The following is a 22,097-nucleotide window of genomic DNA, read 5'->3' as shown; positions in this document are numbered from 1 at the left end:
CCCCCGTCGCTCTACTGCGTAGAAGCCTGGAACTCTGGCGGGACCTCGACGCCGTGCGCTTCTGCGAACTTCATCACGTTCGGCATCATCACTGCGGCTTGCTGCCTCGCTTCCTCGGTGGGGGTGAAGGCCACATACTCGGATCCGGCGAACGCGACCGGGATGTGTCCGGGATCGATGGTGAACGCGTCACCGGCCTCGAAAATCTCCTCGACCCCGTCGGCTCTGCGGATACCGAACTTTCCTTTGAGTACATAGCCCACATGATGAGCCTGGCACAGATCGTCCGGAGCGCCCTTGAAGAACGGCGCATAATCCAGGTCGGTCAAGCAGCTTTCGATGCTGACGCTCCAGTCCCCGATTTCCTGCTCGTATTCATCCACGTAGCCTGGAAAGACCAGGTGGGATGACGCGGTTCCCTTCGATACTTTCGGCATTCTCTCCTCCGGCAACTTTCGGGCCTAGCGCTTGCTCCGCACCTGGCCCGAACCTCACCTCCCACGATGGGCAGCCCGTAGATCTTGTCTCCAGAGGCGAAAGTCCCAGACGGACTGATAGGCCCTGGACTTTTCAGCCGCGGTGGCGGGCGTGATAGTCGAAGTCAGCGCGGGGTCATCGCAGGGAGAAGGCGTCGTCTGCGAGTCGTCGCCTTCCGACGGGCGGTCAGTCTCGCGGTCAGCCCATCGCGATCGCGACATCATCGCGACCCGGGACCGTCGAGCCGCCATACCATGGCGAGGACCGCGGCAGCCAGCAGCGCCACCGCGAGTCCGGCACGGTGCCGACGCCACCACCGGTCTTCCGAGCCGTAGAACGACGGGGGGATGGAGAGCGCCAGGCCGGCACCGGCCGCGGCCCGCAGCCCGCGCCCGCGCCGGAGCCGCAACTCGCCTGATGCCAGCGCGGCCAGTGCAGACCGCTGCCCGCTGCACAGCGCGGCCATGTGGATCCACTCCCCCTCGACCGCGGTGACCCCGGCTCTCGGCCCCTCTTCGACGACGACCTGTCCCGGCCGGAAGGAGAGGGTGACGGCCATGTCATTGTCGGACGTCCGCAGAACCACATCGCCGCGTGCGTAGCGGGCCGCGGCGGCACGGCTGCGGAAGTCGCGCACGTTGTCCTCCAGCAGGCTCGCCACCATGCAGGCCAGCCCGGACGCGTCCTCGTCACCCGCCCCCAGCCTGACCTCCGGGCGTCTCATACCCGGCGCCACCACGCTTCGATGCCGAGGTCGTCTGCGATGACCTGCAGGGCGTTGTAGGCGGGCGCGAACGTAATGAAGCCGTGTGGGTGCTGCGTCGACCCGGCCATGTAGAGGGCCTCGACCGGCGTCCTGTACTGACCCAGCTCCGGCAGCGGGCGCTGGTCGAGCATGTTGGCCAGGCTCACCTCGCCCATCATCCAATCGCCCCTCACCATGTTCGGGAGTTTCTGGGCGATCTCGAGCGGGGTGTAGGGGACCCAGTCGAGGATGACGTCGTCGGTGAGGTTGGGCGCGTACCTCCGCCATGCCTCGATGCACCGGCGCCCATACCAGTGCCCCATGCTCTCCCACTGGCCTTCCCCGCCACCGGCGATCGAGAAGGGGGCGAACTGGCGGAGCAGACCGGTCGCGTACCCGGCCGGCGCGTCGGTCGGGTCGTACAAGGAATTGACCGCCGCGTTTGGCTTCGGTTCGGGCAGCTGCCCGGCCCGCACGCCGGCAAAGTGGGCGCTCAGCTCTTCCAGCGACCCGTAACCCAGGTTAACCACCCAGGCCCGGTTCACGTCGGGGTCGAACTCGGCGGCCGAATATTCGGGAAGCGCGGAGAGGGCCAGGTGGACCGAGAACAGGCTCCAGTCCTTGTGCTTGACGTCGTTCTTTACCCGGGTCTGCAGCTCCTCCGGTATCGCCGCCGGCTCGAGGAACTCCAGGAAGGTCTGCTCGACCGACACCGTCGAGGCGACGAGCTTGCGAGCTGCCACCTCGGTCCCGTCCGCGAGGCGGACTCCAACGGCACGACCACCCTCGACGAGTATCGCCCTGACGTCGGCGTCGCTGACCATCACCCCTCCGTGCTGGGCCAGATCCCGCCACAGGGCGTGCGCCAGGCGATGAGACCCCCCGATGCAGAGGTGCCAGTTGTCGATCTTCCCGACGAGCAGCGGGAAGCCGATGGCGAGGCCGGGCACGTCGTTGGTGTAGGCGCAGACGGCCCCGTGAAAGGCCAGGTGGGCCTTGACCTTCGGGTGGGTGAAGTGCTGGTCGAGGAACTGGTTGATGGTCTCCCGCCGCAGCTTCACGGAGAGGAATTCGGATCGGTCCTCGACGCCGAAGGTGGCCAGCGCCCTGGTCAGCTCCTTGACCGACATGGGGGGCTGGTACATAAGCGTGGCGAGGAGCAGGTCGACATAGCCGTGGGCCTCGCCGTACAGGCGGCGGAATGTCTCGGCGTCCTCCTCGGAGAACCTGGCGATGGACTCGCACGTCTTGTCGAGGTCGGTGTGCACGGTGAGGGCCGTCCCGTCGTCGTATATCGACGCCATTTGCACCTCCGGCCGCACGTACTCGACGCCGTGGCCGCGCACGTCGAGATCGTGCACCGGCGGGGCCAGGTCCACAAAGGTGTGGTAGTTGGCGTGGACGTTGTGGAGGAAGCCGGGCAGCGTGAGCTCCTCGGTGCACAGCCCGCCGCCTTCCTCGTGCCGGCGCTCCAGCACCAGGACCTCCAGGCCGCTGCGGGCCAGGTAGGCGCCGAGGGTCAGCCCGTTGTGCCCCGCCCCGATGACGATGGCGTCGTAGGCGTCACGCATGGACCGCCTCCTCGGTACGGGATGCGTAGGGGGGGCGTCCGAGCGGCCAGGACGTCCGCACGCCGGTTGCGTAGGCCTCCAGCAGGACCTTGACCTGCGGGGCCTGGCGCATCAGGAAGCGCATATCACCGCGCACCTTCACCGTCCCGTGCAACGCCGCGTTCACAGGGTCCTCCAGTCCCGCGGCGATCTCGTCGAATACGCGAGCGGGCCCCCGGAAGCGGTAGTCCAGCTTTATGGATGGGTCGTCCCCGTCCACCTCGCGGTACCAGGCGCAGCGGCCGTCCTCGATCTTGACGAGGAAATGGCGTTCCGTTCCGTCGGGGATGTAAGGAGAGACACCGTCGCCGAAGATCTCGACCTTGACCTGGATGTCGCCCGGGGGCAGTTCCTTCATGGTCCCGACCTTGGCGTTCATGGCGTCGCGGACCTCCAGGTACCACCCCTCGGTGTAGATGTCTGCCATTGAACGGCCCCTCTTTTTCAATATCCTCGGGCGGCGACGACGGGGCTGGGCAGGCCCAGGTCCTCGGCGATCGCCTTGTACGCGTTGTAGCCGCAGGCCGCGTGGACCCCTCCTCCGGGGTAGGCCGAGGGGCCGCACAGGTACAGGCCGCCGATCTCGGTGCGGTAGTTGGAAGCCTCCGGGAACGGTCGGTTGGCCCCGGTCTGGTCGGGGGCGAACTCGCCGTTGGAGAAGTCGCCCTCGCGCATCAGGTTCTTCCGCTCCATCTGGTCCGGGGTGTAGAGCTTGTGGGCGATCACGTTGTCCCTGGTCATGTTCGGGGCGAATTGGCGCCACACGTCGAGGAACGAGTCGTTGAACGTGGCCCGCACGTCCGACCACTCCGACGGCGTGAGGGCGCTGGCAATCGGCAGGAAGTACCAGCCCGTCGCGGAGTGTCGTCCCGCCGGTGCCTGCGACGGATCCCACAGGCTGTTGACCCAGGTGCCGGCGGCCGGTTTGGGCACCCGGCCGGAGTAGGCGTCCCGGATGTAGCGAACCGTGTCATCCGGTCCATCGAAGCCGACCATGGTGTAGAAGCAGCGGTCGATCGCCTCGTCCCACCGGGCGGACCTGTAGTGCGGCGCCTCGTACAGGCAGAAGCACGGCGTGCCGAGGACGTGGCTGGGGCCGTACCTGTAGGCCCGGGCGCGCTTCACCCACAGTGGGCTGAGGTGGTCCTCGCCCACCAGATCGAGGAGTGTCTGGCGCAGGTCGGCGTTGGATGCGACCGCCCTTTCGGCCCGGATCTCACCGACCCGGGTCTCGACCCCGACCGCCCTGCCGTCCTCGACGATCACCCGGTCGACCATGACGTTCTCGAGAATGTCGACCCCCTCGCGGTAGCACGCCTGGGTCATGGCCTTGGCCACGGAGTGGGTGCCGCCGCGCACAAGCTTCCAGTTGCCGAGCGTCCACATCACGAAGAGCAGGAAGCCGGCCCCGAAGCCGGTGGCGTCTATGGGGTAGCCCCACTCGACGCAGGTCCGGTACAGCAGGGCCCGCAGCTCGGGCGCCTCGAAGAACTCGTCGATGACGTGTTTTGGCGACTTCATCAACAGATGCGGGCCGGCGCCCAGATCACCGAAGCCGGCCACGACCATGGCCGCCTGCTCATCCAGGGCTGCCGGCTGGGGGATGCTGTACAGGCCGGCCGCCAGCAAAGGCTCCAGCGCCATGGCTCGTTGCTTGAGCTCCACGTACATGTCCGCGTCGCTCTTCGAGTAATGGGCGATGCTTTCGTGGGTGCGCTCCAGCAGATCCGGCCGGTGCAGGATCACCGGTGGCCGCCCGTCCGCGAAGGCGATTCCGGCCTGGGCCTCCGGCATGACGGTCCGGAGGCCGAGCTCTTCGAGACCGAAGTCGGCGATCATCGGCATGATGTCGAAGAACTCCATGTACTGGGCGTGCATGTTGTGGCGGAAGCCGGGCAGGACCGGTTCCTCGGTGTTGGTACCCCCGCCCTCCTCGTGCCGTCGCTCCACCACCACGGTGGACAGACCAGCGCGCTGAAGGTAGGCGGCCAGGCACAGGCCGTTGTGCCCGGCGCCGATCACAATGGCGTCGTAGGTCCGCGTCACCGTCCTCCCCCTTGCGCGACGACTCTCTCCATTTCCATCTCGGCTGGCTCCACCGGTACAACGCCCCGCCGGCGGGGGATGCCGAAGTCCGGGGTCCGGGCCGCGGTGGAGACCGTCGGGCTGTCCGCGGCCGGAGGGCGTAGGTGGGTGATCGAAGCCGGCTTGGGAGACGCGGGCTTCTCTCGCTCGACGGGAACCGGCCGTGGGGAGCGTGGCGCCCGGGCGATGGGGACCGGCGCAGCAGCAGGAGCAACAGCGGCGGGGACAACGGGGACAGCCGGTGGCTTCGACCGCATGTGCAGGATCCATCGGGCGGCCAGCGAGAGCGTATGGCGGTGCAGCCCGACCCGGAGCATCCCGGGGATGTCGTCGCCGGAGAAGCGGATGGTGAAGTCCCAGTTGACCGGCTCGCGAATGGTGCCGGAGACGACGACTTCGTCGCCGTCACGCGCGATGTCGTACTCACGGAAGTCCATCAGTAGCTCTCTCCGGCCCAGGCCTCGCGATCGCAGCTTCATGGCAGGTACACCTCCCGGTAGCGCTGCACGTACGGCGGCGGGGTCCACCATTTGCGCACGCCGAGGTCCTCGGCGACTGAGTCGGCGGCGATGTAGCCGGGGCCCCCGATGACCAGCCCGCCCGGATAGGACGACGCCCCGCACAGGTACAGTCCCTCCATCGGCGTCCGGCCGGCCACGCAGGAGTCGTGAGGCCGGAACACACCCATCTGGAGCGGGTTGTAGGCGCCGTGCTTGATGGAGCCCCGGACCATGTTGGGCAGGCGGGCTTCGATGTCGAGGGGACTCTCAGCCGTCGTCAGCAGGATGTTGTCCGCGGTCAGGTTGCCGGCGTAGCGGCCCCAGCGGGCGAGGAGCGTTTCGGCCACCTCGTCGCGGCGGGCCTTCCAACCGCCGTCGATCTCCCCCGGGACATGGACCTGCAGGAAGCTCACGTGGTGCCCCGGGATGCGCACGAGGGTCGGGTCGTAACGGGTCTCGACGGTCGCGTGCCCTCCGAGCCGATCGACATCGAGACGGCCGGCCAGGACGCCGTCCCAGTGCTCGAGCAGCTGCGCGGTGGAGTCGAAGCCCGTCACGACCATGAATGCGTCGTTGACCCACGGGTCGTCGGTCTCGTAGCGGGGAGCCTCCCTGGTCGCCACTGCCAGCGTGAAGAAGGACCAGTCGTCCCACTCCCATTCGGACGCCACCCGCTTCAGCTCCGCCGGTACGTGGTCCGGTGGCAGCAGCCTCCCGAAGGTCAGGGGCGGCGGGAGGCTCGACAGAACGGCCTTGGCCTCGATCACCCGGCCGTCGAACACCTCGAAGCCGGTGACCCGGCCACCCTCGACGATGAACGATGTGACCTCGGCGTTGTCGAGGACGACCCCGCCGTGGCGGAGAATCTCGCGCGACAGGGCACCGGCGAGCTTGTGCGATCCTCCGTAGCACTGGGCCTTGTTGACCGCCCGGTCTATGTACAGCGGGACGAGGAACCCGAGGCCGCTCTCGTGCGGGTCGAGACCCCACATGCACGCCGCGTAGAGGAGGAGCATCCGGACCCGGTCGTCCTCGACGATCTCGTTGACGATCTCGACCGGTGACATCTCGGTGAGACGGAGCACCTCACGCCCGGCGCCGGTCCGCTCGAAGGCCTCGACCATGTCCATGGGCGGCATCGGGGGGACGTAGGTGCCCGGGGCGATCACGTCCTCGACCAGCCGGTGCCACACCCGCATGACCTTGCCGAAGTTCGCGGCGTCACGCGGGCTGAACTTGGCGATCGAGTCCTTGGAGTCCTCCACCTGGTTGCACAGCACCAGGCTGGCACCGTCGGAGAAGACCGCCGCCGTCTGCGCGTTCGGCTTTATGAAGGTCAGGCCGTGGGCGTCCAGGCCGAAGTCCCGGAACAGCGGCATGTAGTCGGTCATCATGTGGTACACGGCGTGCGGGTTCGTGTAGTAGCCGGGGAAAAGAGTCTCCTCCGTGGCCAGCCCGCCCCCGATCTCGTGACGGCGTTCGACGACTATGGTCCGCAGCCCGGCGCGTGCGAGATAGGCAGCCGCGATGAGGCCGTTAGGGCCGCCTCCCACGACGGCGACGTCGAAGCTCGCCCGCTCGGGGAACTCCTCGAGGATCGACTCGGTCGGTTCGGTTCCGTATCCGGCGCGCACCATCACGCCGCTCCCGCCGCTCGGCGCCCGGTCTCGGGCACGTACCACTCCGACGGGTACCACCAGCTGGCCGGCTCGACCACACCGTCCTCGATGAGGATGTGCATCAGGTTGTACGGCACTGCCATCAGGCAGAGGCCCCCCGGGTGCATGCTCTGGCTGCACATGTAGAGGCCGTCTATCGGGGTGCGGTAGCGGGCCAGCTCCGGAATGGGGCGGGTGCCGAACCACTGGTCGGCGGAGTGCCGAGCCCCGTACCAGTTGCCGCCCGACATGCCGGCGTTGCGGAACTCCGAGTCGTAGGGCGTGTTGACGAAGACGTCGACGATGTTGTCCGAATGCATGTTGGGGGCCATGCGTTCGAGGAGGGCCAGCGCTGCGTCGACGATCTCCTGCTTGCGCCGGTTGTATCCCTCGGGTCCGTCCACGTCGTACTGGGGGGGCGGGCATTCGAGGTAGATCGGCGACAGCACGTGGTATCCCTCTACCGTGCGGGTGGGGTCGTACTGGTCGTGCGAGCAGATCATCATCGTGAGGTGCTCCGGCGTCAGCTTGGCCGGCAGCCGCTTGTACGAGTAGGCGTCACGGGTCTGCGCCTGGAAGTACTCCATCGAGTCGGCCGGGCCGACCACGCACGACGGGTATATCTCCTCTGGGAAGGCGTCATCCCGGCCGTGGTACTTCGGCAGCTCCCGGCAGATGACCGACATCACGAAGAGGCTCCCGCCCTTGAGCGACACGTCGGAGATGCGCTGGGCGAAACCGGCATCCATGTGCCTCGTGCCCACGAGCCGCAAGAAGGTCTGCTTCACGTCGGCCCCGGAGATCACCGCCTTGCGGGCCCTGATCGTCTTCTCCGGGAACGAAGCGTCGGCGGCCAGCCGGACGCCGACCGCCCGCCCGTCACTGACGATTATCTCCTCCACCGGGGAGTTGGTCAGGATCCGGGCGCCGTTGGCAATGGCGCAGCGGATGATGGCGTGGGCGTAGGTGTGCATCCCGCCGCGCGGCGAGCCCCCCGAGTAGGCGAACAGCATCGTCCCCCCGAGGGAGGGCAGCATCATGCCGTCCCAGTTGGGATGCGCCCCGCAGTACCAGGCACCCATCGCGCTGACCACGCGGGCCGGCTCCCACGGGACGAACTCCTCCAGGAACTCGGTGTAGCTCATGTCGAGGAGTTGGGGGCTCCACAGATCCGGTAGGTACTTCCGGAACACCTGCCACCACGGCAGGTCGGCCTCGTCCATCTCCTGCTGGCGCGGATGCGGCGGGGTCCAGAACATGGCCCGCAGCAACTCCCGCATGGCCGGCCCCGGCAGTGCCTCGAGTAAGCCGCCGCCGGCCTGCCCGGGGAAGTAGCGGCGCGCCGTCTCCTCCAGGATGTCGGGGCGCCAGCGGCTGCCCATGTTGGCGGCCACCCCGTCCAGGGTCACCACCCCCGACATCGAGGGGTAGTAGACCATCCGCATCCCGTACTTCCACAGCTCCAGCTGGTCGAAACCGGGGGCCGCGCCGCCATACAGGTAGGTGGCGTGGGGGTCGATGCGGAAGCCGGGCCTCGGCTCGGTGTTCTCCTGGCCCCCGCCGCACTCCGGCCGGGCCTCGCACACCGCCACCGACAGCCCGGACTTGGCCAGATAGGCGGCAATGGTGGATCCGTTGTGCCCGCCTCCCACGATCACGATGTCGAAGGTTTCCTCCCGCATCGCCCCCTCCTCCCTTGCGGCTATACGCCGCTGGCGGTGGATACGTCACTTGCTGTGTACGGAAGAGCCTTCTGCTAACAGCGTTAAGTCACTAGGGCCATTGGTCACATATTGGCCGCGATGCACCCCTCTGCCGCTCGCCGTCGCGGACCACGAAGCCAGCGCATGGAATACCCCCCGGGGTAGAGGTCGTTGTCGAGGGATGACGCCGATGCCATCGAGGAGGTCTGCCGTGTCCGCCGTGGAAGATCCCACCGCCTCGACCTTCGAAGTTCGTCTTGATCAGCAGGACCTCTACCGTTTCGGTGTGGACTTTGGTCTGGCCGACACCGAGCCGTTGGTCGTCGACGAGCCACCGCCCCTGGGCGAAGCGGCGGGACCGAACGCCTCCCGCCTGCTTGCTGCCGCCGTCGGCCACTGCCTGAGCGCCAGCGCCCTTTACTGCTTGAACCGGGCCCGGATCCCGGTGTCGGGAGTGCATACCACCGTTACCGGCCGCACCGAGCGCAACGAGCGGGGCCGGCTGCGGGTCGCAGGGTTGGCGGTGACCATCGATCTCGACGTCGCTGAGGCCGACCGGCCGCGCATGGGCCGCTGCCTCGAGCTGTTCGAAGACTTCTGTGTCGTGACGGCCAGCGTGAGGGGCGGAATACCCGTCGAGGTGAACGTTGCCGGCAGCGCCCATCCCGTTGCCCGCACCCAGATACCGTCAACCTGACGCCGCCAATCCCGGTGTGTCGCTCGTCGATAGCCACACACCGTTCACCAGGAATACCCCCCGGGGTATGGGGTTATACGTACTGCCGGCGACCGCCGGCGGAAACGAGGAGATAGCTGTGGCCACAGTGGCGCTGACCAAGGACAACTTCGAGGACACGATCAACTCGAACGAGGTGGTATTGGTGGACTTCTGGGCCAGCTGGTGCGGCCCATGCCGGGTATTCTCCCCGATCTTCGAGGCGGCCTCTGAGCGCCATAGTGATGTGGTGTTCGCCAAGGTGGACACCGAGGCCGAGTTCGAGTTGGCCGCTGGGTTCCAGATCATGTCCATCCCGACCCTGATGGCTTTCAGAGACCAGATCCTGATCTACTCCCAGCCCGGGGCGCTGCCGGCGTCCGCGTTGGAGGAGTTGATCACCAAGATCAAAGATCTCGACATGGACGAGGTTCGCCACGACGTGGAGGAACACGCCCGTGCAGCTTCCTGACGAGGTAACCGAAGAAGTCCGAAAGCGTCTGCGGCGAGTAGCCGGCCAGGTCCAAGGCGTTGAGCGGATGCTCGAAGAAGGCCGCGACTGTAAAGAGGTTGTCGCCCAGATCTCGGCTGCTACCAAAGCCCTCGAACAGGCCGGCTTCCGACTGGTGGCCGCCGGGATGCTCTACTGCCTGGAGAAACCCGAACAAGCCGAGGCCGAGGGCTACGGCGTTGACTCGGTGCAAAAGATGTTCATGCGCCTGGCCTGAGACCAGGAACGGACGCGAAGGAGGAGCCATGGATGCCATCGAGAGCACGGTCGGGCTTGCGATGGACGAAGCAGAGAGCGCCAGACAAGGCGAGCTGCAGGCCATCGCCGAAGAGGCCGCCACCGCCTTGGAAAAGGCCGTCACCCAGCTGCGAGCCTGACCAATGCCAGCCGGGCCAAGCCGCGAAGTCCTGCCCGCCGCGTCGGCGGTACTGGCGGTTTGCGCACATCCCGACGACGAGACCTTCGGCTTGGGTGCCGTCATGGATCACTTCGCCACCCGGGGAACCGAGCTCTCTCTGTTGTGCTTCACCCACGGAGAAGCATCCACCCTCGGCCTCTCCGCGGAGGCGTTGGGCGAGATCCGCCGCCAAGAGCTCACCGAAGCCGCGGCGGCCCTGGGTATCCGGCGCGTGAGACTCCTCGATCACCCCGACGGAGCTCTGGCGGAAACACCCCTCGATCAACTCGCCAGCGAGGTCCACCAGATGGCCCGAGAAGTCGCGGCCGAGCTGTTGCTGGTCTTCGACGACGACGGCGTGACCGGCCACCCTGATCACCGCCGGGCCACCCAGGCCGCTCTCGTCGGTGCCCCCGACCTGCCGGTCCTGGCGTGGAGCCTGGCCCGCCAGGTCGCCGAGACCCTCAATGCCGAGCACGGCACCACCTTCGCCGGCAGAGACACACACGAGGTCGACCTGACCCTGACAGTTGATCGTGACGCGCAGAGCCGCGCTATCGCCTGCCATACCAGCCAGAGCAGCGACAACCCGGTGCTGTGGCACCGCCTCGAACTGCTCGGAGACCGCGAAACGCTTCGATGGCTGCGCAGACACTGACTCCCCCCGACACGGCCACAGCCCGGGCACCTGGAGGCGACACCCGACCGGAGACAACGGCTGAGACGACGAGGAGACTGCGTACTGATCAGCTGGCTCAGCGACCTCCGTCAGCCGGCGGATGTCTGTGACGCGAACTCGTCGAGAAGCCGAGCCACTTCGTATGGTCGCTCCTGCATGAGCTGGTGACCGGCACCTTCGAGAACCTCGAAGCGGGCGTCAGGAAGGAAAGATGCGATCCGCTTGGCTGCATACACCGGTGTCAGCAGATCGCGCGACCCCACCAGGACCAACGACGGGGTCTTCGTCGCCCTCAAGGCGTCCCGGGCGTCGTGGTCGAGGAGGTCGACCCACGAGGGGAGCGATGTGGACTGCGGAACGTCCTCCAGATACCCGCGGACCTGCGCGATTGCCTTCGCAGAGGGATTACGGCCGAACGCCACCCGGGTCATCAGCCAGGACACGTCGTCGTCTCCGAAGCTGCGTTCGGGAACAGCCTTGCCCGCGCTGAAACGGGTGTGCACCTGCCTGCCGAGGAGCTTGGCGACTGGGAGCACCGCCCTGGGGAGGATCTGATGCGCGGCGGTGTCCATGAACACCAGACCCGCGACGCGATCTCCGAGCTCGTCGGGGAAATCGCCGGCGAACTCCATCGTGATCATCCCGCCCATTGAATGACCGACGATGATCACGTCCCGCAGGTCTAGGTGGTCGAGCACCGTGGCCACGTCCCGAGCGGCCACCGTGCGGCCGAACCCATCGCTCCCGGCGACGGACTTCCCGTGCCCGCGCACATCCATGGCGAGCACCCGGTACCGGTCTGCCATCAAGTGGAACTGGGGACTCCACACTCCCGCCTGGAGGGTCACGCCGTGGATGAGAAGGAGAGGCCTGCCGCTCCCTCTCTCAATGACGTGGAGCGAGCCACCGTCCTGAGCCGGGATGTAGCGATGGCTCACGTCGGCCGGGAGATCCAGGAGCGGGTCGATCTCCGGGTCGGTTCTCGACTTCATCGTCTCCACCGTGCGGTGCACAGCTAGGCCAACGGCCGCGGCGCCGGCGGCCGCCGCGGCGCCCAGGAGCAGGGCACCCCTGATCTTCTTGGCTGGCATGGTGCCACGAACGTTAACCCGTGCTGGAATGACTCCTAACGCGAGCCATCGTCCTGCCGGATCCGAACGCTAGACGCCGGCGGGGCCCGCGCCGCCGATCTGGTGCAGCTCCACCTGGTTGCCCGACGGATCGCTCAGAAACGCCTGGAGGCTCCGGCCGACCGCCATGGCGTCGCTGATCTGCACGCCCCGACCGCGCAGCTCCTCGACAACCGCAGGCAGGTCGTCGACGCGGACCGCGAAATGCTGCCCCTTCGCGGGCGGCGCCGGTGCACCGATCAAGTGGACCTGCTGCCCACCGGCGTCCAGCCAGGCGCCGGGGAAGCCGAAGTCCGGGCGGTCGTCCCGCACCGTCAGGCCCAGCACCTCCGTGTAGAACATGAGCGCTTTGTCCACATCCTCGACGTTGATCGACACGTGGTGGACGCCGAGCGGCTGCATCCGGCTGCCTTAGAGACCGGCCTCTTCCATGACATCGCCGACGAGCATGGTCGCACCACCCGTGGCGAAGTTGGCGACGTCGGCGCCGGCGGCCGCCCCCTCCGGGGTACCGAGGGCGGACATGAGCGCAGCCTGATCGTCGAAGTACAGCTCGGCCTGAAGGTGGAATTGGGGCGTGGAGCCGTCGAGCGAGGCCATCTTCGCGACCTCGATGCGGCGGACCCCCGGGATCTTCTCGGCGAGGGGAATGTGGGTGCTCTTGTAGTACTCGTCGAAGGCTGCGGGGTCCGTGGGCGTCCCGTACAGGACGATCAGCTTGATCATGGGCCAACCCTAGACGGGTTGATCCCGCGCCGGACTGTTGTGGAGAGCGACGCCGAAGCGCGCTATCAATAGGGCATGGCGTGCGACGACCCCGTGGGGGGTCCGGCCGGCGCACCCGCGGTGCTGTGACCGCCCTCGTGGTCGGCCTTGCGGTCGCGGTAGCGCTGCTTGCACTGCTCGTCGCGGGGCTCCTGCGCGCCCATGCGGAAGTGCTGAGAGTCCTCCACCACATGGGCGCCGACATGGACCCGCAGTCCGCGGGGAGAGGGCGCGCAGTTCCGGTCGGTCTCAGGCCGACCCCTGCCAGACCGCAGGTCAGCGACCTGATCGACCTGACCGGCTCGACGCCGACGGGAGATTCCCTGAGCATCGCCGTAACCGGCGTGGATCACGACACCCTCCTCGCATTCCTGACCTCCGGTTGCACCACGTGCCGGACCTTCTGGGACGCCTTCAGGACCGAGGTGCCCGACGTGCCCGGAGGAGCGCGCCTCGTGGTCGTGACCCGTGGCGCCGAAGCAGAATCACCGGCAGCTCTCACAGCGCTCGCAGGCCAGGTGCCGGTCGTGATGTCGGGCGAGGCCTGGGAGCACTACGACGTTCCGTACGCGCCGTACTTCGTGTACGTCTCTGGCCCTGCGAGCAAGGTGATGGGCGAGGGCGTTGCTGCTGGATGGGATCAGGTCCGGACTCTCGTGGCCAATGCCGTCGCCGACGGGACCACCCGGCCGAGGTCGGGTGCAGACAGGGAACGCGACGCAGAAGTCGACCGAGCCCTGGCACGCGCGGGGATACATCCCGGCGACCCGCGCCTTTATCCGGAGTCGCTCCGCGAGCCGCCGGCGTGAGCTCGTCGAGGAAGATCACGGCCCACGGCTTTTCCGTCACGCCGCCCTCCGGATGGGAAGCGGCCATCTACCGGCGCCCACCGGGACCCGGTGAGCGCACCTATCCGATCCTTCACGCCGCGACCCGCCCGCTTTCGTCGGGGCGCGGGGACTACGGAGCCGGCGTCGTCGAGACCCTCGGACCCGACGATGTATTCATCAGCCTTCTCGACTTCGGTCCATGGCAGAAGGAAGCCACGCTCTTCCAACCGGTGGCCGTCGTCCCGCGCGTGACCCCGGAGTCGTTTCGCTCCCGTCAGTTGCAGCGCGTGATCCGCAGGCAAGCGGGAGTCCAGCGTTTCGTCGCCATCGCCGGTCGCGCGCTATGCCTGTACACCGTGATCGGCTCGATGGCGAACCGGCTCGCGCTGGCTCGTAAGGCAAACGAGCTCATCTCGACGCTGGTGGTCGACCCGCTTTGAGCGTTCCCGCGGTCACCGCGCCATTTCTTGCGTCAACCGTCCTGCTCGGGCTGGCCGGCGCCGCGAAGGCGATGAATCCTGACTACACAGCGAGGGCGCTGCATGTGGCGGGAATCAAGGCCGGGCGATGGGCGGTGCGGGCGGGTGCCGCCGCAGAGATCGCGGTTGCGGTCGCGGCGCTCGCCGTACCGAATCCGATCACCGGCGCCCTCGTCGGAGCCTCCTACCTGGCTTTCGCGATCTTTGTCGGGATCGCCCTGCGCAAGGGGTGGCCGCTGTCGACGTGCGGATGCTTCGGCCGCCGAGACTCGGTCCCGAGCCGTTCCCATCTGGCACTCGACATCGGTGCGGTGCTCAGCGCAGCGATCTGGGTTTGTGGGCGGCCGCGTGGCCTGTCCAGCGCACTGTCCGGGCAACCGTGGACAGGCTGGGCGCTCCTGATCATCAGCGCGCTGGTCGCTCTGATGGCCTACATCGTCTGGACCAACCCACTGGCGGAGGCGCGACGGCAATGACGATGACCGAGCGGATCGGCGATTACCTGCTCGGCCGAACGTCACGCCGAAGCTTCTTGACCAAGGCAACGCTGACAGCCACGGCGTTGACGGTTGCGCCTGTCGACTTCTTGCTCAGACCCGGCTCGGCATACGCGTACATCTGCCGGTGCGGCGGGGGGCAGGCTTGCGATTGCTCGCAGCTGTGCTGCGACGGGTACACGCAGTTCTGCTGCACGATCAACAACGGCATCAACGCCTGCCCGCCCGGCACCTTCGCAGGCGGGTGGTGGAAGGCGGACGGCTCCATGTACTGCTCGGGGCCCAGGTACTACATCGACTGCATGGGGGAGTGCCAGGGCTGCGGTTGCGGGGGCGGAAACTTCTGCCCGTCCTGCGACAACCTCACTTGCGAATGCGCGCTCGGGAGTTGCGGCAACCGGCAAGTCGGCTGCACGGAGTTCCGTTACGGGCAATGCCACCAGGAGATCGCGTGCAGCGGCCGGATCGCCTGCAGGATGGTCTCGTGCACGCCGCCGTGGGTCTTCGACCCGACCTGCACGACGGTGGCACAGACCGACGACACGACGGCCAACCACTACGCGCCCTGCCAGAACGGGCCGACCAGCAACAACGACGCCGTCGGCATGGCTGCGACGCTCCTGGGTGACGGTTACTGGATCGTGTACGCAGACGGGGGGATCAGGACTTTCGGGTCGGCTACCGACTATGGGTCGATGAAAGGCCAGCACCTGAATCAGTCGGTGGTGGGGATGGCGAGCGACCCGAAGGGCGACGGCTACTGGATGGTCGCCGCGGACGGAGGCCTGTTCAGTTTCGGAGGGGCCACTTTCTACGGCTCCATGGGCAGCCAGCACCTGAACCAGCCCGTGACCGGGATGGCCGCCGACCACGCCACAGCCGGTTATTACTTCGCTGCCGCCGACGGCGGCGTGTTCACCTTCGACACGCCCTACGAAGGGTCGATGGGTGGCCAGCACCTGAACCAGCCGGTTGTCGGGATGGCGGTGACGCCGACGGGAGGCGGCTACTGGCTGGTGGCCGCCGACGGTGGGATCTTCACGTTCGGCGACGCAGGGTTCTTCGGGTCGATGGGTGGCCAGCACCTGAACCAGCCGGTTGTCGGGATGGCCTCGACGTCTACGGGAGGCGGCTACTGGCTGGTGGCCGCCGACGGTGGGATCTTCACGTTCGGCGACGCAGGGTTCTTCGGGTCCATGGGTGGCCAGCACCTGAACGCGCCCATCGTGGGGATGGCGTCGAGCCCGTCGGGGAGGGGTTACTGGTTGGTCGCGGCCGATGGCGGGATCTTCACCTTCGGTGATGCCAGGTTCTTCGGGTCGGCCGCATGACACAACCCGCCGATGTCATCACCCCGATCGCGCTCGCTGTTGCTGCAGCAGCGGCGGCCCGTTCGACGTGGTCACCGTGTGGCTTGTCCATGCTGTCCACGATCACTCCCTTCGGTGAACGGGTCCGCGGGTACCGCTTCGGCGTCACAGCCGCGTGGTTCGTGGCCGGTGCCGCCGTCGGAGGCGCATCCTTGGGTGTGCCGGGCGCATTGCTCGCCGCCGCATATGGAGCCGGTGTGGCCGGGCACACAGTCATAACAGCAGTGCTAGCCGCGTTGGTTTCGCTTGCCGGAGCCGCGGTAGACGGGGAATTGCTCGGGCCGCTGCTGCCGTTGCACCGGCGCCAGGTCAACGACCGGTGGCTCTCCCGCTACCGCCGTTGGGTCTACGCCGGCGGGTTCGGTTGGCAGATGGGTTCCGGCGTAACCACCTACATCATGACGTCGGCGGTGTTCACGATGGCGTTCCTCGCTTTGATCAGCGGGAGTCCGGCCGTGTCGATCGTCGTGTGCACGACTTTCGGCACCCTGAGGGGGCTCGCAGTCCTGCTCACCTCGCGGGCTTCGACACCGGACAAGCTCCGCCGACTACACCGGTGGATGGACACGATCCGCGAGTCGGTCCGCTGGTCGACCATCGTGATCCAGTCGGGCGCCGGCCTCGCTGCCGTCATGATCATCGGAGCCGTCCCTGCGGCAGCCGTGGCGGTCGCTGTCCTGGCGGCGGTCGCGGTGAAGGTACGGCCGGCTCTCATCGGTAGGATGCCCAGCCAGTGAAGACCCTGCGGCGCATGCTCCTTGCCGTCGGCACGACGGTGATAATCGCCGGCGTCGTGAGGCTCAGGGGTACAGGTGGCACACCACCCAAGCGCGGCGGGTGGCGGGAGCTGCCACCGGACGAGCTCGGGTAGGGGTCAGCGCGGTGCGTGTAGCACTCGTCGGCGCCGGCGCGGTCGGCCGGCGGGTGGCTCAGAACCTGGCTGGAGAGGCGGAGGTCGAGTCGTTGACGATCGTGGCCCGCGACCCGGGAAGGGTCGCGGGCCTTCTGCGTGAGCTCGGTTCGCGGGCAACCCTCCGCCGGGGTGGCGTGGACGAGGTTCCGCCAGCGGACGTGACGGTTGTCGCGGTACCGGTGGGGAACCGGCGTGCAGCGGAGGTGGCACTCGCGCACGGAAGCCACGTGGTGTCGTGCGCCGACGACCCGTCAGAGGTGCGCCAGCTCATGGCGTGTGACCGGCTCGCGCGGACGCTCGAGCGGTCGGTTGCCATCGGTGTCGCGATGGCGCCCGGCGTGGGGTGCGTACTCGCAGCCCACCTGCGCGGGTCGTTCGACCGGGTCGACGAGGTGCACGTCGCGAGCGTCGGGACTGGTGGCCCGGCCTGCGCGCGGCGCCACCACGCCGCGCTTACATCGGTGGCGCTGGACTGGGAGGACGGTGAGTGGCGGCGCCGGCCTGGCGGTTCCGGTCGCGAGCTCGTGTGGTTTCCCGAGCCCGTCGGCGGCGCCGATTGTTATCGCGCCGGCCTGGCGGACCCGCTGCTGCTCGTGCCGGCGTTCCCGCAGGCGCGGCGGGTCACCGCGCGGCTGGAAGCGACCCGGCGGGACCGGATGACCTCTTGGCTGCCGATGATGCGCCCGCCCCACCCAGAGGGCCTGGTGGGCGCGGTCCGGGCGGAGGTTCGCGGGTGGGCATCGGGGCAGGCGCAGACGTCGATACTCGGTGCGGCGGCGCCTCCAGCGGTGGCCGCATCGGCCGCTTGCACGCTTGCAGCCATGTGGGCCGGCCGGGGGCTGCTCGCGCGGACCGGTGCCGGAGGCTTAAGCGAGATGATCACCACGCCGGGTCTTTTTCTCAAAGACCTCGCGTCGATGGGTGTGCGGGTGAGCTCGTTCGAAGGACACCCTTCGCTCGCATAGTCAGGGCTTGCGGTGCCTCTCCCACCGGACTTGCCAGTCGAACGGGTCCGCTGGCGGCGACTCCGACAGCGCCCGGTTGAGCAGGCGCAGCGCGGCGGTGGACTCGAAGTCGTCGACGCGCCGGCGAACCATGGCGGCCACCCGGTCCCGGGCCGACTCGAGAGCGGCGCGGTCACCGCCCGCCGCCTCGATGATTGCCTCGGTCTCGCCTCCCGACCGGGCTACCTCAGCGGCTTGCAGCGCGAGCTCCTCCGGACCTGAGACTGACATGGGCGGTGATGCTAGCCAGCGGGCGCGAGCCGGAAACCGGGCGCGGGGCGGCTCAGGTTCTCGTGGCCCCACTCGGCGAGCTGGCGCCAGGCGGCTGACTGGCCGCTGACGGCGTCGTTGATGAGGTGCATCAAGAAGCTGTCGGTCTCACTGACCGTGGTCGTCATCGACGCGCGCAGCGCCGCCGGGTTGGATACGTCGAGCCGCCAGAAGCTCTCCGACATGTGCTCTGATATCCGCACGTTCAACACGTGATGGTCGCGGATGACTACATCCTGTTCCGCGATGAGGCGTTCTCCGTCGTGCACTGCGTGCCTCTCTTGCCTAGCCCTGATGACCCTTCGGTGGATGATGCTGGCAGATGCCGAGCTTCGCTTCAAGCTTCAGGGCGCGCCGGCGGTCTCCTCGCGCAGGGGCGCGGCGACGGCGAAAATCCGGCGGAACGGGAATGTCGTCCGCCCGTGACCGTCCTGGGGGTACGCCGCCCGCAGCGAGGCCGAGTACGCGGCGAGGAACTCCTCGGTCGCGCCGCCGCCGGCAGCGTCCAGGGCACTTAGATAGGGCCTCAGCGCTGTCCCGCGCACCCATTCGAGCACCGCGTCGGGCCCGTGCAGAACGTGCAGGTATGTGGTCGACCACACGTCGGCGGCCGCGCCGGCGTCCATGAGCGCGGCGAGGTACCCGGCCGGCTCGAGGACCGGATCGGGACGAACCAGGCCGCCGAGCAAGGCCGACCACCGCTGCGACGCGGCCAGTTCGTGGAGCAGCGTGTGGCTCGGTTGATCGAAATTCGCGGGCACCTGGAACGCGAACACGCCCGTGGGCGACAAGGCGCCGATCAGGCGCGGGAACAACTCGACGTGATCGGGCACCCACTGGAGGGTCGCGCAGCACAGGAGCACGTCGACCGGCCCCGAGGGCTCCCAGTCGCGCAGGTCGCCGGGCTGGAAATCGAGCCGGCCTGGTACCTCCAGCGCCCGGGCGTGCGAGATCATCTCCTCCGAGTTGTCGACACCGAGGATGTGCGCGTCCGGCCAGCGCGCGAGCAGCTGCTCGGTGGTGGTGCCAGGGCCGCAGCCGAGGTCGACGACGCGCTTCGGGTGCGGGTGGCCGACCCGGGCGAGGAGGTCGCTGAAGGGGCGGCCCCGCTCGTCCCCGTAGCGCAGGTACTGCTCGGGATCCCATGTCGTGGCCATCGCAGCGAGATGGTAGGGCAGGTGTGCGGCGCCCCGGCGGCGAACCCATAAAAGCCGCGAAACGTCCGAAGTCGGCCCGCGGCCGGAGGAGGCAAGGCAGGTGCGTCGATGGATACGTCTTGTGGCCGCGGCGGGGATCGCCGGGGCCGGGCTGGTGGGTCTGTCACTGCCCGACCACGCCTCGCACGCAGCCGCGGATACGCCTCCACTGAAGTTCTCGCACGAGGTCGTCACCGACGAGCAGCGCGACGGCTTCGAACCGGACATCCAGGTCGCCCCCGGCGACACTCTCTACACCTCCGTGCCCAACGGGTCGTCGACCACCATCAGCTGGCTTTGGACATCGACCGACCACGGCAACTCGTTCCACCTGGTACCGGGGAACCTCGCCGCGACCGGGCGCCTGATCAACTGCCCCCAGGGCGGCGGCGACACCGAAGAGCTGGTCGACCCCAAAGGCGACCTGTTCTTCTCGGACCTGCAGAACCTCACCAACCTCACCAACAGCGTCAGCACCGACGGTGGCAAGACGTTCCTGAGCACGTGCGCCGGCGCCGACAACACTCCCGTCGACCGCATGTGGTACGCCGCACATGGCAACCTCGGCGACCCGGACTTCCGTCTCTATGAGGAGTACGACGCCGTCGACTCCAGCGCCAACATCGGCAACCAGCTCGTTCTCGAGGCAAGCGACAACGGGATCGCGTTCTATCCCGTTGTCAATCCGACCGCCGTGCAGGGAGGGTGTGTCGGCGGGGGGAGCCTGAACTGCGTCGCGGGATCGGAGGGTATCTCCGGCAACATCGTCGTGACCCCGGACGGCCACCCGCTGATCGCTCATTCGTCCGGTGACGGCAACCTGGCGCAGGTGACACGGGGGACGATCACCGGGTCGTCGGTGCAGTCGTTGCAGGGCAGCTATACGACGGCGACGCTCAACGGAAAGCTCTGCCCCGACTATCCGGTGGACTCGGCGCACGTCGGCAAATCGGAGATCTGCGGCGCGACCAACTTCGTGACGATCACCGCGGACAACGTGGGGGACTACTACGCCGCCTTCGCGTCGCAACAGCAGACCATCGAGAACTACCAGGGCAACCCCACCCTCGTACCCAGCGGTCCGTACGAGGTGTACGTGGCGTCGTCCAAGGACGGCATCGACTGGAGCGACCCGGTACAGGTGAGCAAGACCGGGTCCAACGCGTTCGCTTGGATCACCGCCGGCGCACGGGGTCGGGTCGCGGTCGCCTGGTACTCGGCTAACGAAACCCACGAGACCCCGGCATCGCAAGGTTTTGCGCAGGACTTCATCAATCAGCAGCTGGGCAGCCCCGACCCGAAGGGCTACCTGTTCGACGAGCTGTACCACGCCGAGTTCAACATCGACGTTGCGGTTACTACCAACGCGCTCGGCTCGTCGCCCGGTTACACCGTGACAACCGCGAGCGAGCACCCCGTCAAGTTCGGCCCCATCTGCACGCAGGGCACCTTGTGCGAGGTGACCCAGGGCGACCGCAGTCTCGGGGACTTCATGGAGGTCAACCACGACGCGCGCGGTGCCTTGATCCTGTCCTACGTGGACGACACATCCGGCTACTACACGACCGGTCCGACAGGGGCGGTCGGTGACAACGGACCGAACGTCGTCGTACGCGAGGCTTCAGGCCCCAATCTGCTCGGCGGCCCGGATATCACCGGGCCGGGCAACGGCCCCGGTCTCGCGATGGGCTCGGTCACCGACCCGGCCGGCGACGACTTCTACTCGGCCAACGGAAGTCTCACGCCGGCAGGGGACAACCTCGACCTGACGGGCGCATCCCTGTCGAGCGACGCCAACGGGCTCGTAGCGACCATGAACGTCAAGGACCTTTCGAACCTGATGGTCACCCCCGCGGCCGGCGGCACGACCGGCGAATGGATCATGCGCTTCACGACGTACGACCCCGGTCGAGCCGGGAACGGACACATCTACTACGCGGGAATGGAATCGGTGGCCGGTGGCGCTCCCCGCTTCTTCGCCGGCGAACCGACCAGGGTGAAGGACCTGACCGCGTTCAACTCGACGACCGCCGTGCCCGGCTCCTACGACGGGGGAAGCGGGACGATCACGATCCACATCCCGTTCTCGGTGATCGGTAACCACTCGAAGCCGGGCACGGAGTTCTACAGCGCGACGGCCTTCACCGCTACGACCGCCGGCAGCCTCGGGGGCCAGGGCCAGGCGACACCTCCCGTCGAACTGTTCAACCAGGTCGACGCGTCCAGCCCGTTCGACTACATCCTCGGCTCTTCCGTGAAGGCCGCTCAGCACGGCACCTCGACCACCGCGAGGTTGGATCCGGCCGGCAGTGGCGGCGGGTCCGGTACCGGGTCGCTTGCCGACGGATCAGGGTCCAGCGGGGCGCGGATTGCGCAGGCGTCGGGCTCCGCCGCGGCTCAGGGCGGATCCGGACCTCTCAGCTTCACTGGGTTCGACGCGCTGCTGGCGGGCCTGGCGGGCCTGGCGCTGGTCGCCGCCGGCGTTTCCGTTCTCGTGCTCAGCAGGCGCCATGGCTGGGATCTTCGAAGAGCGCTTCGCCTGGGGAGCGGACGGATCTGAGCG

General features: G+C 67.8%; 27 protein-coding genes. 13 read left to right on the top strand and 14 right to left on the bottom strand.

The features are described from left to right. Window positions 1-11 precede the first annotated feature (11 nt). The 8 genes from VNF71_12765 to VNF71_12730 form a co-directional block, all read right to left on the bottom strand. On the bottom strand, window positions 12-383 hold the full coding sequence (locus tag VNF71_12765) for a hypothetical protein (GenBank protein HVA75423.1): 372 nt from the start codon (window positions 381-383) through the stop codon (window positions 12-14). 314 nt (window positions 384-697) lie between these two features. After that, window positions 698-1,201: a hypothetical protein gene (locus tag VNF71_12760; protein ID HVA75422.1), complete on the bottom strand. Its 504-nt coding sequence runs from the start codon at window positions 1,199-1,201 to the stop codon at window positions 698-700. Continuing rightward, window positions 1,198-2,793 (bottom strand): NAD(P)/FAD-dependent oxidoreductase, encoded by a 1,596-nt coding sequence (locus VNF71_12755; GenBank protein ID HVA75421.1) that lies wholly within the window; start codon window positions 2,791-2,793, stop codon window positions 1,198-1,200. Before VNF71_12755 ends, VNF71_12760 begins: the two co-directional genes overlap by 4 nt. Then, window positions 2,786-3,259 (bottom strand): SCP2 sterol-binding domain-containing protein, encoded by a 474-nt coding sequence (locus tag VNF71_12750; protein HVA75420.1) that lies wholly within the window; start codon window positions 3,257-3,259, stop codon window positions 2,786-2,788. The genes VNF71_12755 and VNF71_12750 overlap by 8 nt, the downstream gene beginning before the upstream one ends. Window positions 3,260-3,276: 17 nt before the next feature. Then, a complete protein-coding gene (locus VNF71_12745) occupies window positions 3,277-4,878 on the bottom strand; it encodes an NAD(P)/FAD-dependent oxidoreductase (protein HVA75419.1) in 1,602 nt (533 codons plus the stop codon). After that, window positions 4,875-5,396 carry a hypothetical protein gene (locus VNF71_12740; GenBank protein HVA75418.1) on the bottom strand — a complete coding sequence of 174 codons (522 nt, stop codon included), beginning with the start codon at window positions 5,394-5,396 and terminating at the stop codon, window positions 4,875-4,877. The genes VNF71_12745 and VNF71_12740 overlap by 4 nt, the downstream gene beginning before the upstream one ends. Further along, window positions 5,393-7,114, bottom strand: coding sequence for an NAD(P)/FAD-dependent oxidoreductase (locus VNF71_12735; GenBank protein HVA75417.1), 1,722 nt, complete (start codon window positions 7,112-7,114; stop codon window positions 5,393-5,395). Before VNF71_12735 ends, VNF71_12740 begins: the two co-directional genes overlap by 4 nt. After that, window positions 7,054-8,757, bottom strand: coding sequence for an NAD(P)/FAD-dependent oxidoreductase (locus tag VNF71_12730; protein ID HVA75416.1), 1,704 nt, complete (start codon window positions 8,755-8,757; stop codon window positions 7,054-7,056). Before VNF71_12730 ends, VNF71_12735 begins: the two co-directional genes overlap by 61 nt. A gap of 232 nt (window positions 8,758-8,989) precedes the next feature. Between VNF71_12730 and VNF71_12725 the strand changes: the two genes are divergently transcribed. The 5 genes from VNF71_12725 (at window position 8,990) to VNF71_12705 (ending at window position 11,059) form a co-directional block, all read left to right on the top strand. Beyond that, on the top strand, window positions 8,990-9,475 hold the full coding sequence (locus VNF71_12725; GenBank protein ID HVA75415.1) for an OsmC family protein: 486 nt from the start codon (window positions 8,990-8,992) through the stop codon (window positions 9,473-9,475). Window positions 9,476-9,542: 67 nt separating this feature from the next. After that, window positions 9,543-9,965, top strand: coding sequence for a thioredoxin (gene trxA / locus VNF71_12720; protein ID HVA75414.1), 423 nt, complete (start codon window positions 9,543-9,545; stop codon window positions 9,963-9,965). Next, complete coding sequence (locus VNF71_12715; GenBank protein ID HVA75413.1) at window positions 9,952-10,221, top strand: metal-sensitive transcriptional regulator; 270 nt, start codon at window positions 9,952-9,954, stop codon at window positions 10,219-10,221. Before trxA ends, VNF71_12715 begins: the two co-directional genes overlap by 14 nt. A 28-nt stretch (window positions 10,222-10,249) precedes the next feature. Beyond that, window positions 10,250-10,381 (top strand): hypothetical protein, encoded by a 132-nt coding sequence (locus VNF71_12710; protein ID HVA75412.1) that lies wholly within the window; start codon window positions 10,250-10,252, stop codon window positions 10,379-10,381. Between the two features lie 3 nt (window positions 10,382-10,384). Further along, window positions 10,385-11,059, top strand: coding sequence for a PIG-L deacetylase family protein (locus VNF71_12705; GenBank protein ID HVA75411.1), 675 nt, complete (start codon window positions 10,385-10,387; stop codon window positions 11,057-11,059). Window positions 11,060-11,169: 110 nt separating this feature from the next. On the opposite strand, the gene VNF71_12700 is transcribed toward VNF71_12705, so the two are convergent. The 3 genes from VNF71_12700 to VNF71_12690 form a co-directional block, all read right to left on the bottom strand. Further along, window positions 11,170-12,171 (bottom strand): alpha/beta hydrolase, encoded by a 1,002-nt coding sequence (locus tag VNF71_12700; GenBank protein HVA75410.1) that lies wholly within the window; start codon window positions 12,169-12,171, stop codon window positions 11,170-11,172. A 69-nt stretch (window positions 12,172-12,240) separates the two neighbouring features. Next, a complete protein-coding gene (locus tag VNF71_12695; protein ID HVA75409.1) occupies window positions 12,241-12,612 on the bottom strand; it encodes a VOC family protein in 372 nt (123 codons plus the stop codon). A gap of 9 nt (window positions 12,613-12,621) precedes the next feature. Continuing rightward, the gene (locus VNF71_12690) at window positions 12,622-12,936 is read right to left on the bottom strand and encodes an EthD family reductase (GenBank protein ID HVA75408.1); all 315 of its coding nucleotides are present in this window, start codon (window positions 12,934-12,936) and stop codon (window positions 12,622-12,624) included. An 80-nt stretch (window positions 12,937-13,016) separates the two neighbouring features. Here VNF71_12690 and VNF71_12685 point away from each other — a divergent pair, with 80 nt between their 5' ends. The 7 genes from VNF71_12685 to VNF71_12655 are packed head-to-tail and all read left to right on the top strand — an operon-like array spanning window position 13,017 to window position 18,029. Further along, on the top strand, window positions 13,017-13,784 hold the full coding sequence (locus VNF71_12685) for a hypothetical protein (protein HVA75407.1): 768 nt from the start codon (window positions 13,017-13,019) through the stop codon (window positions 13,782-13,784). Next, the gene (locus VNF71_12680; protein ID HVA75406.1) at window positions 13,781-14,245 is read left to right on the top strand and encodes a hypothetical protein; all 465 of its coding nucleotides are present in this window, start codon (window positions 13,781-13,783) and stop codon (window positions 14,243-14,245) included. Before VNF71_12685 ends, VNF71_12680 begins: the two co-directional genes overlap by 4 nt. Then, on the top strand, window positions 14,242-14,760 hold the full coding sequence (locus tag VNF71_12675) for a MauE/DoxX family redox-associated membrane protein (GenBank protein HVA75405.1): 519 nt from the start codon (window positions 14,242-14,244) through the stop codon (window positions 14,758-14,760). Before VNF71_12680 ends, VNF71_12675 begins: the two co-directional genes overlap by 4 nt. After that, window positions 14,757-16,112 carry a hypothetical protein gene (locus tag VNF71_12670; GenBank protein ID HVA75404.1) on the top strand — a complete coding sequence of 452 codons (1,356 nt, stop codon included), beginning with the start codon at window positions 14,757-14,759 and terminating at the stop codon, window positions 16,110-16,112. The genes VNF71_12675 and VNF71_12670 overlap by 4 nt, the downstream gene beginning before the upstream one ends. Beyond that, window positions 16,109-16,888, top strand: coding sequence for a hypothetical protein (locus VNF71_12665; protein HVA75403.1), 780 nt, complete (start codon window positions 16,109-16,111; stop codon window positions 16,886-16,888). The genes VNF71_12670 and VNF71_12665 overlap by 4 nt, the downstream gene beginning before the upstream one ends. Next, window positions 16,885-17,022, top strand: coding sequence for a hypothetical protein (locus tag VNF71_12660; GenBank protein ID HVA75402.1), 138 nt, complete (start codon window positions 16,885-16,887; stop codon window positions 17,020-17,022). Before VNF71_12665 ends, VNF71_12660 begins: the two co-directional genes overlap by 4 nt. 11 nt (window positions 17,023-17,033) lie before the next feature. Further along, window positions 17,034-18,029 (top strand): hypothetical protein, encoded by a 996-nt coding sequence (locus VNF71_12655; GenBank protein HVA75401.1) that lies wholly within the window; start codon window positions 17,034-17,036, stop codon window positions 18,027-18,029. Here the strand turns inward: VNF71_12655 and VNF71_12650 are convergent, their stop codons facing one another. The 3 genes from VNF71_12650 to VNF71_12640 all read right to left on the bottom strand — a co-directional run bounded on the left by VNF71_12650 (window position 18,030) and on the right by VNF71_12640 (window position 19,495). Then, window positions 18,030-18,299, bottom strand: coding sequence for a hypothetical protein (locus tag VNF71_12650; protein HVA75400.1), 270 nt, complete (start codon window positions 18,297-18,299; stop codon window positions 18,030-18,032). 11 nt (window positions 18,300-18,310) lie between these two features. Then, window positions 18,311-18,607 (bottom strand): hypothetical protein, encoded by a 297-nt coding sequence (locus tag VNF71_12645; protein HVA75399.1) that lies wholly within the window; start codon window positions 18,605-18,607, stop codon window positions 18,311-18,313. Window positions 18,608-18,682: 75 nt separating this feature from the next. Beyond that, window positions 18,683-19,495 (bottom strand): trans-aconitate 2-methyltransferase, encoded by an 813-nt coding sequence (locus VNF71_12640; protein HVA75398.1) that lies wholly within the window; start codon window positions 19,493-19,495, stop codon window positions 18,683-18,685. 100 nt (window positions 19,496-19,595) lie between these two features. Between VNF71_12640 and VNF71_12635 the strand changes: the two genes are divergently transcribed. After that, window positions 19,596-22,094 (top strand): hypothetical protein, encoded by a 2,499-nt coding sequence (locus VNF71_12635; protein HVA75397.1) that lies wholly within the window; start codon window positions 19,596-19,598, stop codon window positions 22,092-22,094. Window positions 22,095-22,097 lie beyond the last annotated feature (3 nt).

This window comes from Acidimicrobiales bacterium, assembly GCA_035533095.1.
Taxonomy (GTDB): Bacteria; Actinomycetota; Acidimicrobiia; order Acidimicrobiales; family Palsa-688; genus DATLUM01.
Note: the sequence above shows the minus strand (reverse complement) of the source record. Positions and strands in the feature narration are given on the sequence as shown.

Bases quoted from the DNA above. Each gene is read 5' to 3' on its own strand.
- VNF71_12760 (HVA75422.1), bottom strand. From the start codon at position 1,201: ATGAGACGCCCGGAGGTCAGGCTGGGGGCGGGTGACGAGGACGCGTCC.
- VNF71_12755 (HVA75421.1), bottom strand. From the start codon at position 2,793: ATGCGTGACGCCTACGACGCCATCGTCATCGGGGCGGGGCACAACGGG.
- VNF71_12750 (HVA75420.1), bottom strand. From the start codon at position 3,259: ATGGCAGACATCTACACCGAGGGGTGGTACCTGGAGGTCCGCGACGCC.
- VNF71_12740 (HVA75418.1), bottom strand. From the start codon at position 5,396: ATGAAGCTGCGATCGCGAGGCCTGGGCCGGAGAGAGCTACTGATGGAC.
- VNF71_12730 (HVA75416.1), bottom strand. From the start codon at position 8,757: ATGCGGGAGGAAACCTTCGACATCGTGATCGTGGGAGGCGGGCACAAC.
- trxA (HVA75414.1), top strand. From the start codon at position 9,543: ATGGGGTTATACGTACTGCCGGCGACCGCCGGCGGAAACGAGGAGATA.
- VNF71_12710 (HVA75412.1), top strand. From the start codon at position 10,250: ATGGATGCCATCGAGAGCACGGTCGGGCTTGCGATGGACGAAGCAGAG.
- VNF71_12705 (HVA75411.1), top strand. From the start codon at position 10,385: ATGCCAGCCGGGCCAAGCCGCGAAGTCCTGCCCGCCGCGTCGGCGGTA.
- VNF71_12700 (HVA75410.1), bottom strand. From the start codon at position 12,171: ATGCCAGCCAAGAAGATCAGGGGTGCCCTGCTCCTGGGCGCCGCGGCG.
- VNF71_12695 (HVA75409.1), bottom strand. From the start codon at position 12,612: ATGCAGCCGCTCGGCGTCCACCACGTGTCGATCAACGTCGAGGATGTG.
- VNF71_12690 (HVA75408.1), bottom strand. From the start codon at position 12,936: ATGATCAAGCTGATCGTCCTGTACGGGACGCCCACGGACCCCGCAGCC.
- VNF71_12670 (HVA75404.1), top strand. From the start codon at position 14,757: ATGACGATGACCGAGCGGATCGGCGATTACCTGCTCGGCCGAACGTCA.
- VNF71_12665 (HVA75403.1), top strand. From the start codon at position 16,109: ATGACACAACCCGCCGATGTCATCACCCCGATCGCGCTCGCTGTTGCT.
- VNF71_12650 (HVA75400.1), bottom strand. From the start codon at position 18,299: ATGTCAGTCTCAGGTCCGGAGGAGCTCGCGCTGCAAGCCGCTGAGGTA.
- VNF71_12640 (HVA75398.1), bottom strand. From the start codon at position 19,495: ATGGCCACGACATGGGATCCCGAGCAGTACCTGCGCTACGGGGACGAG.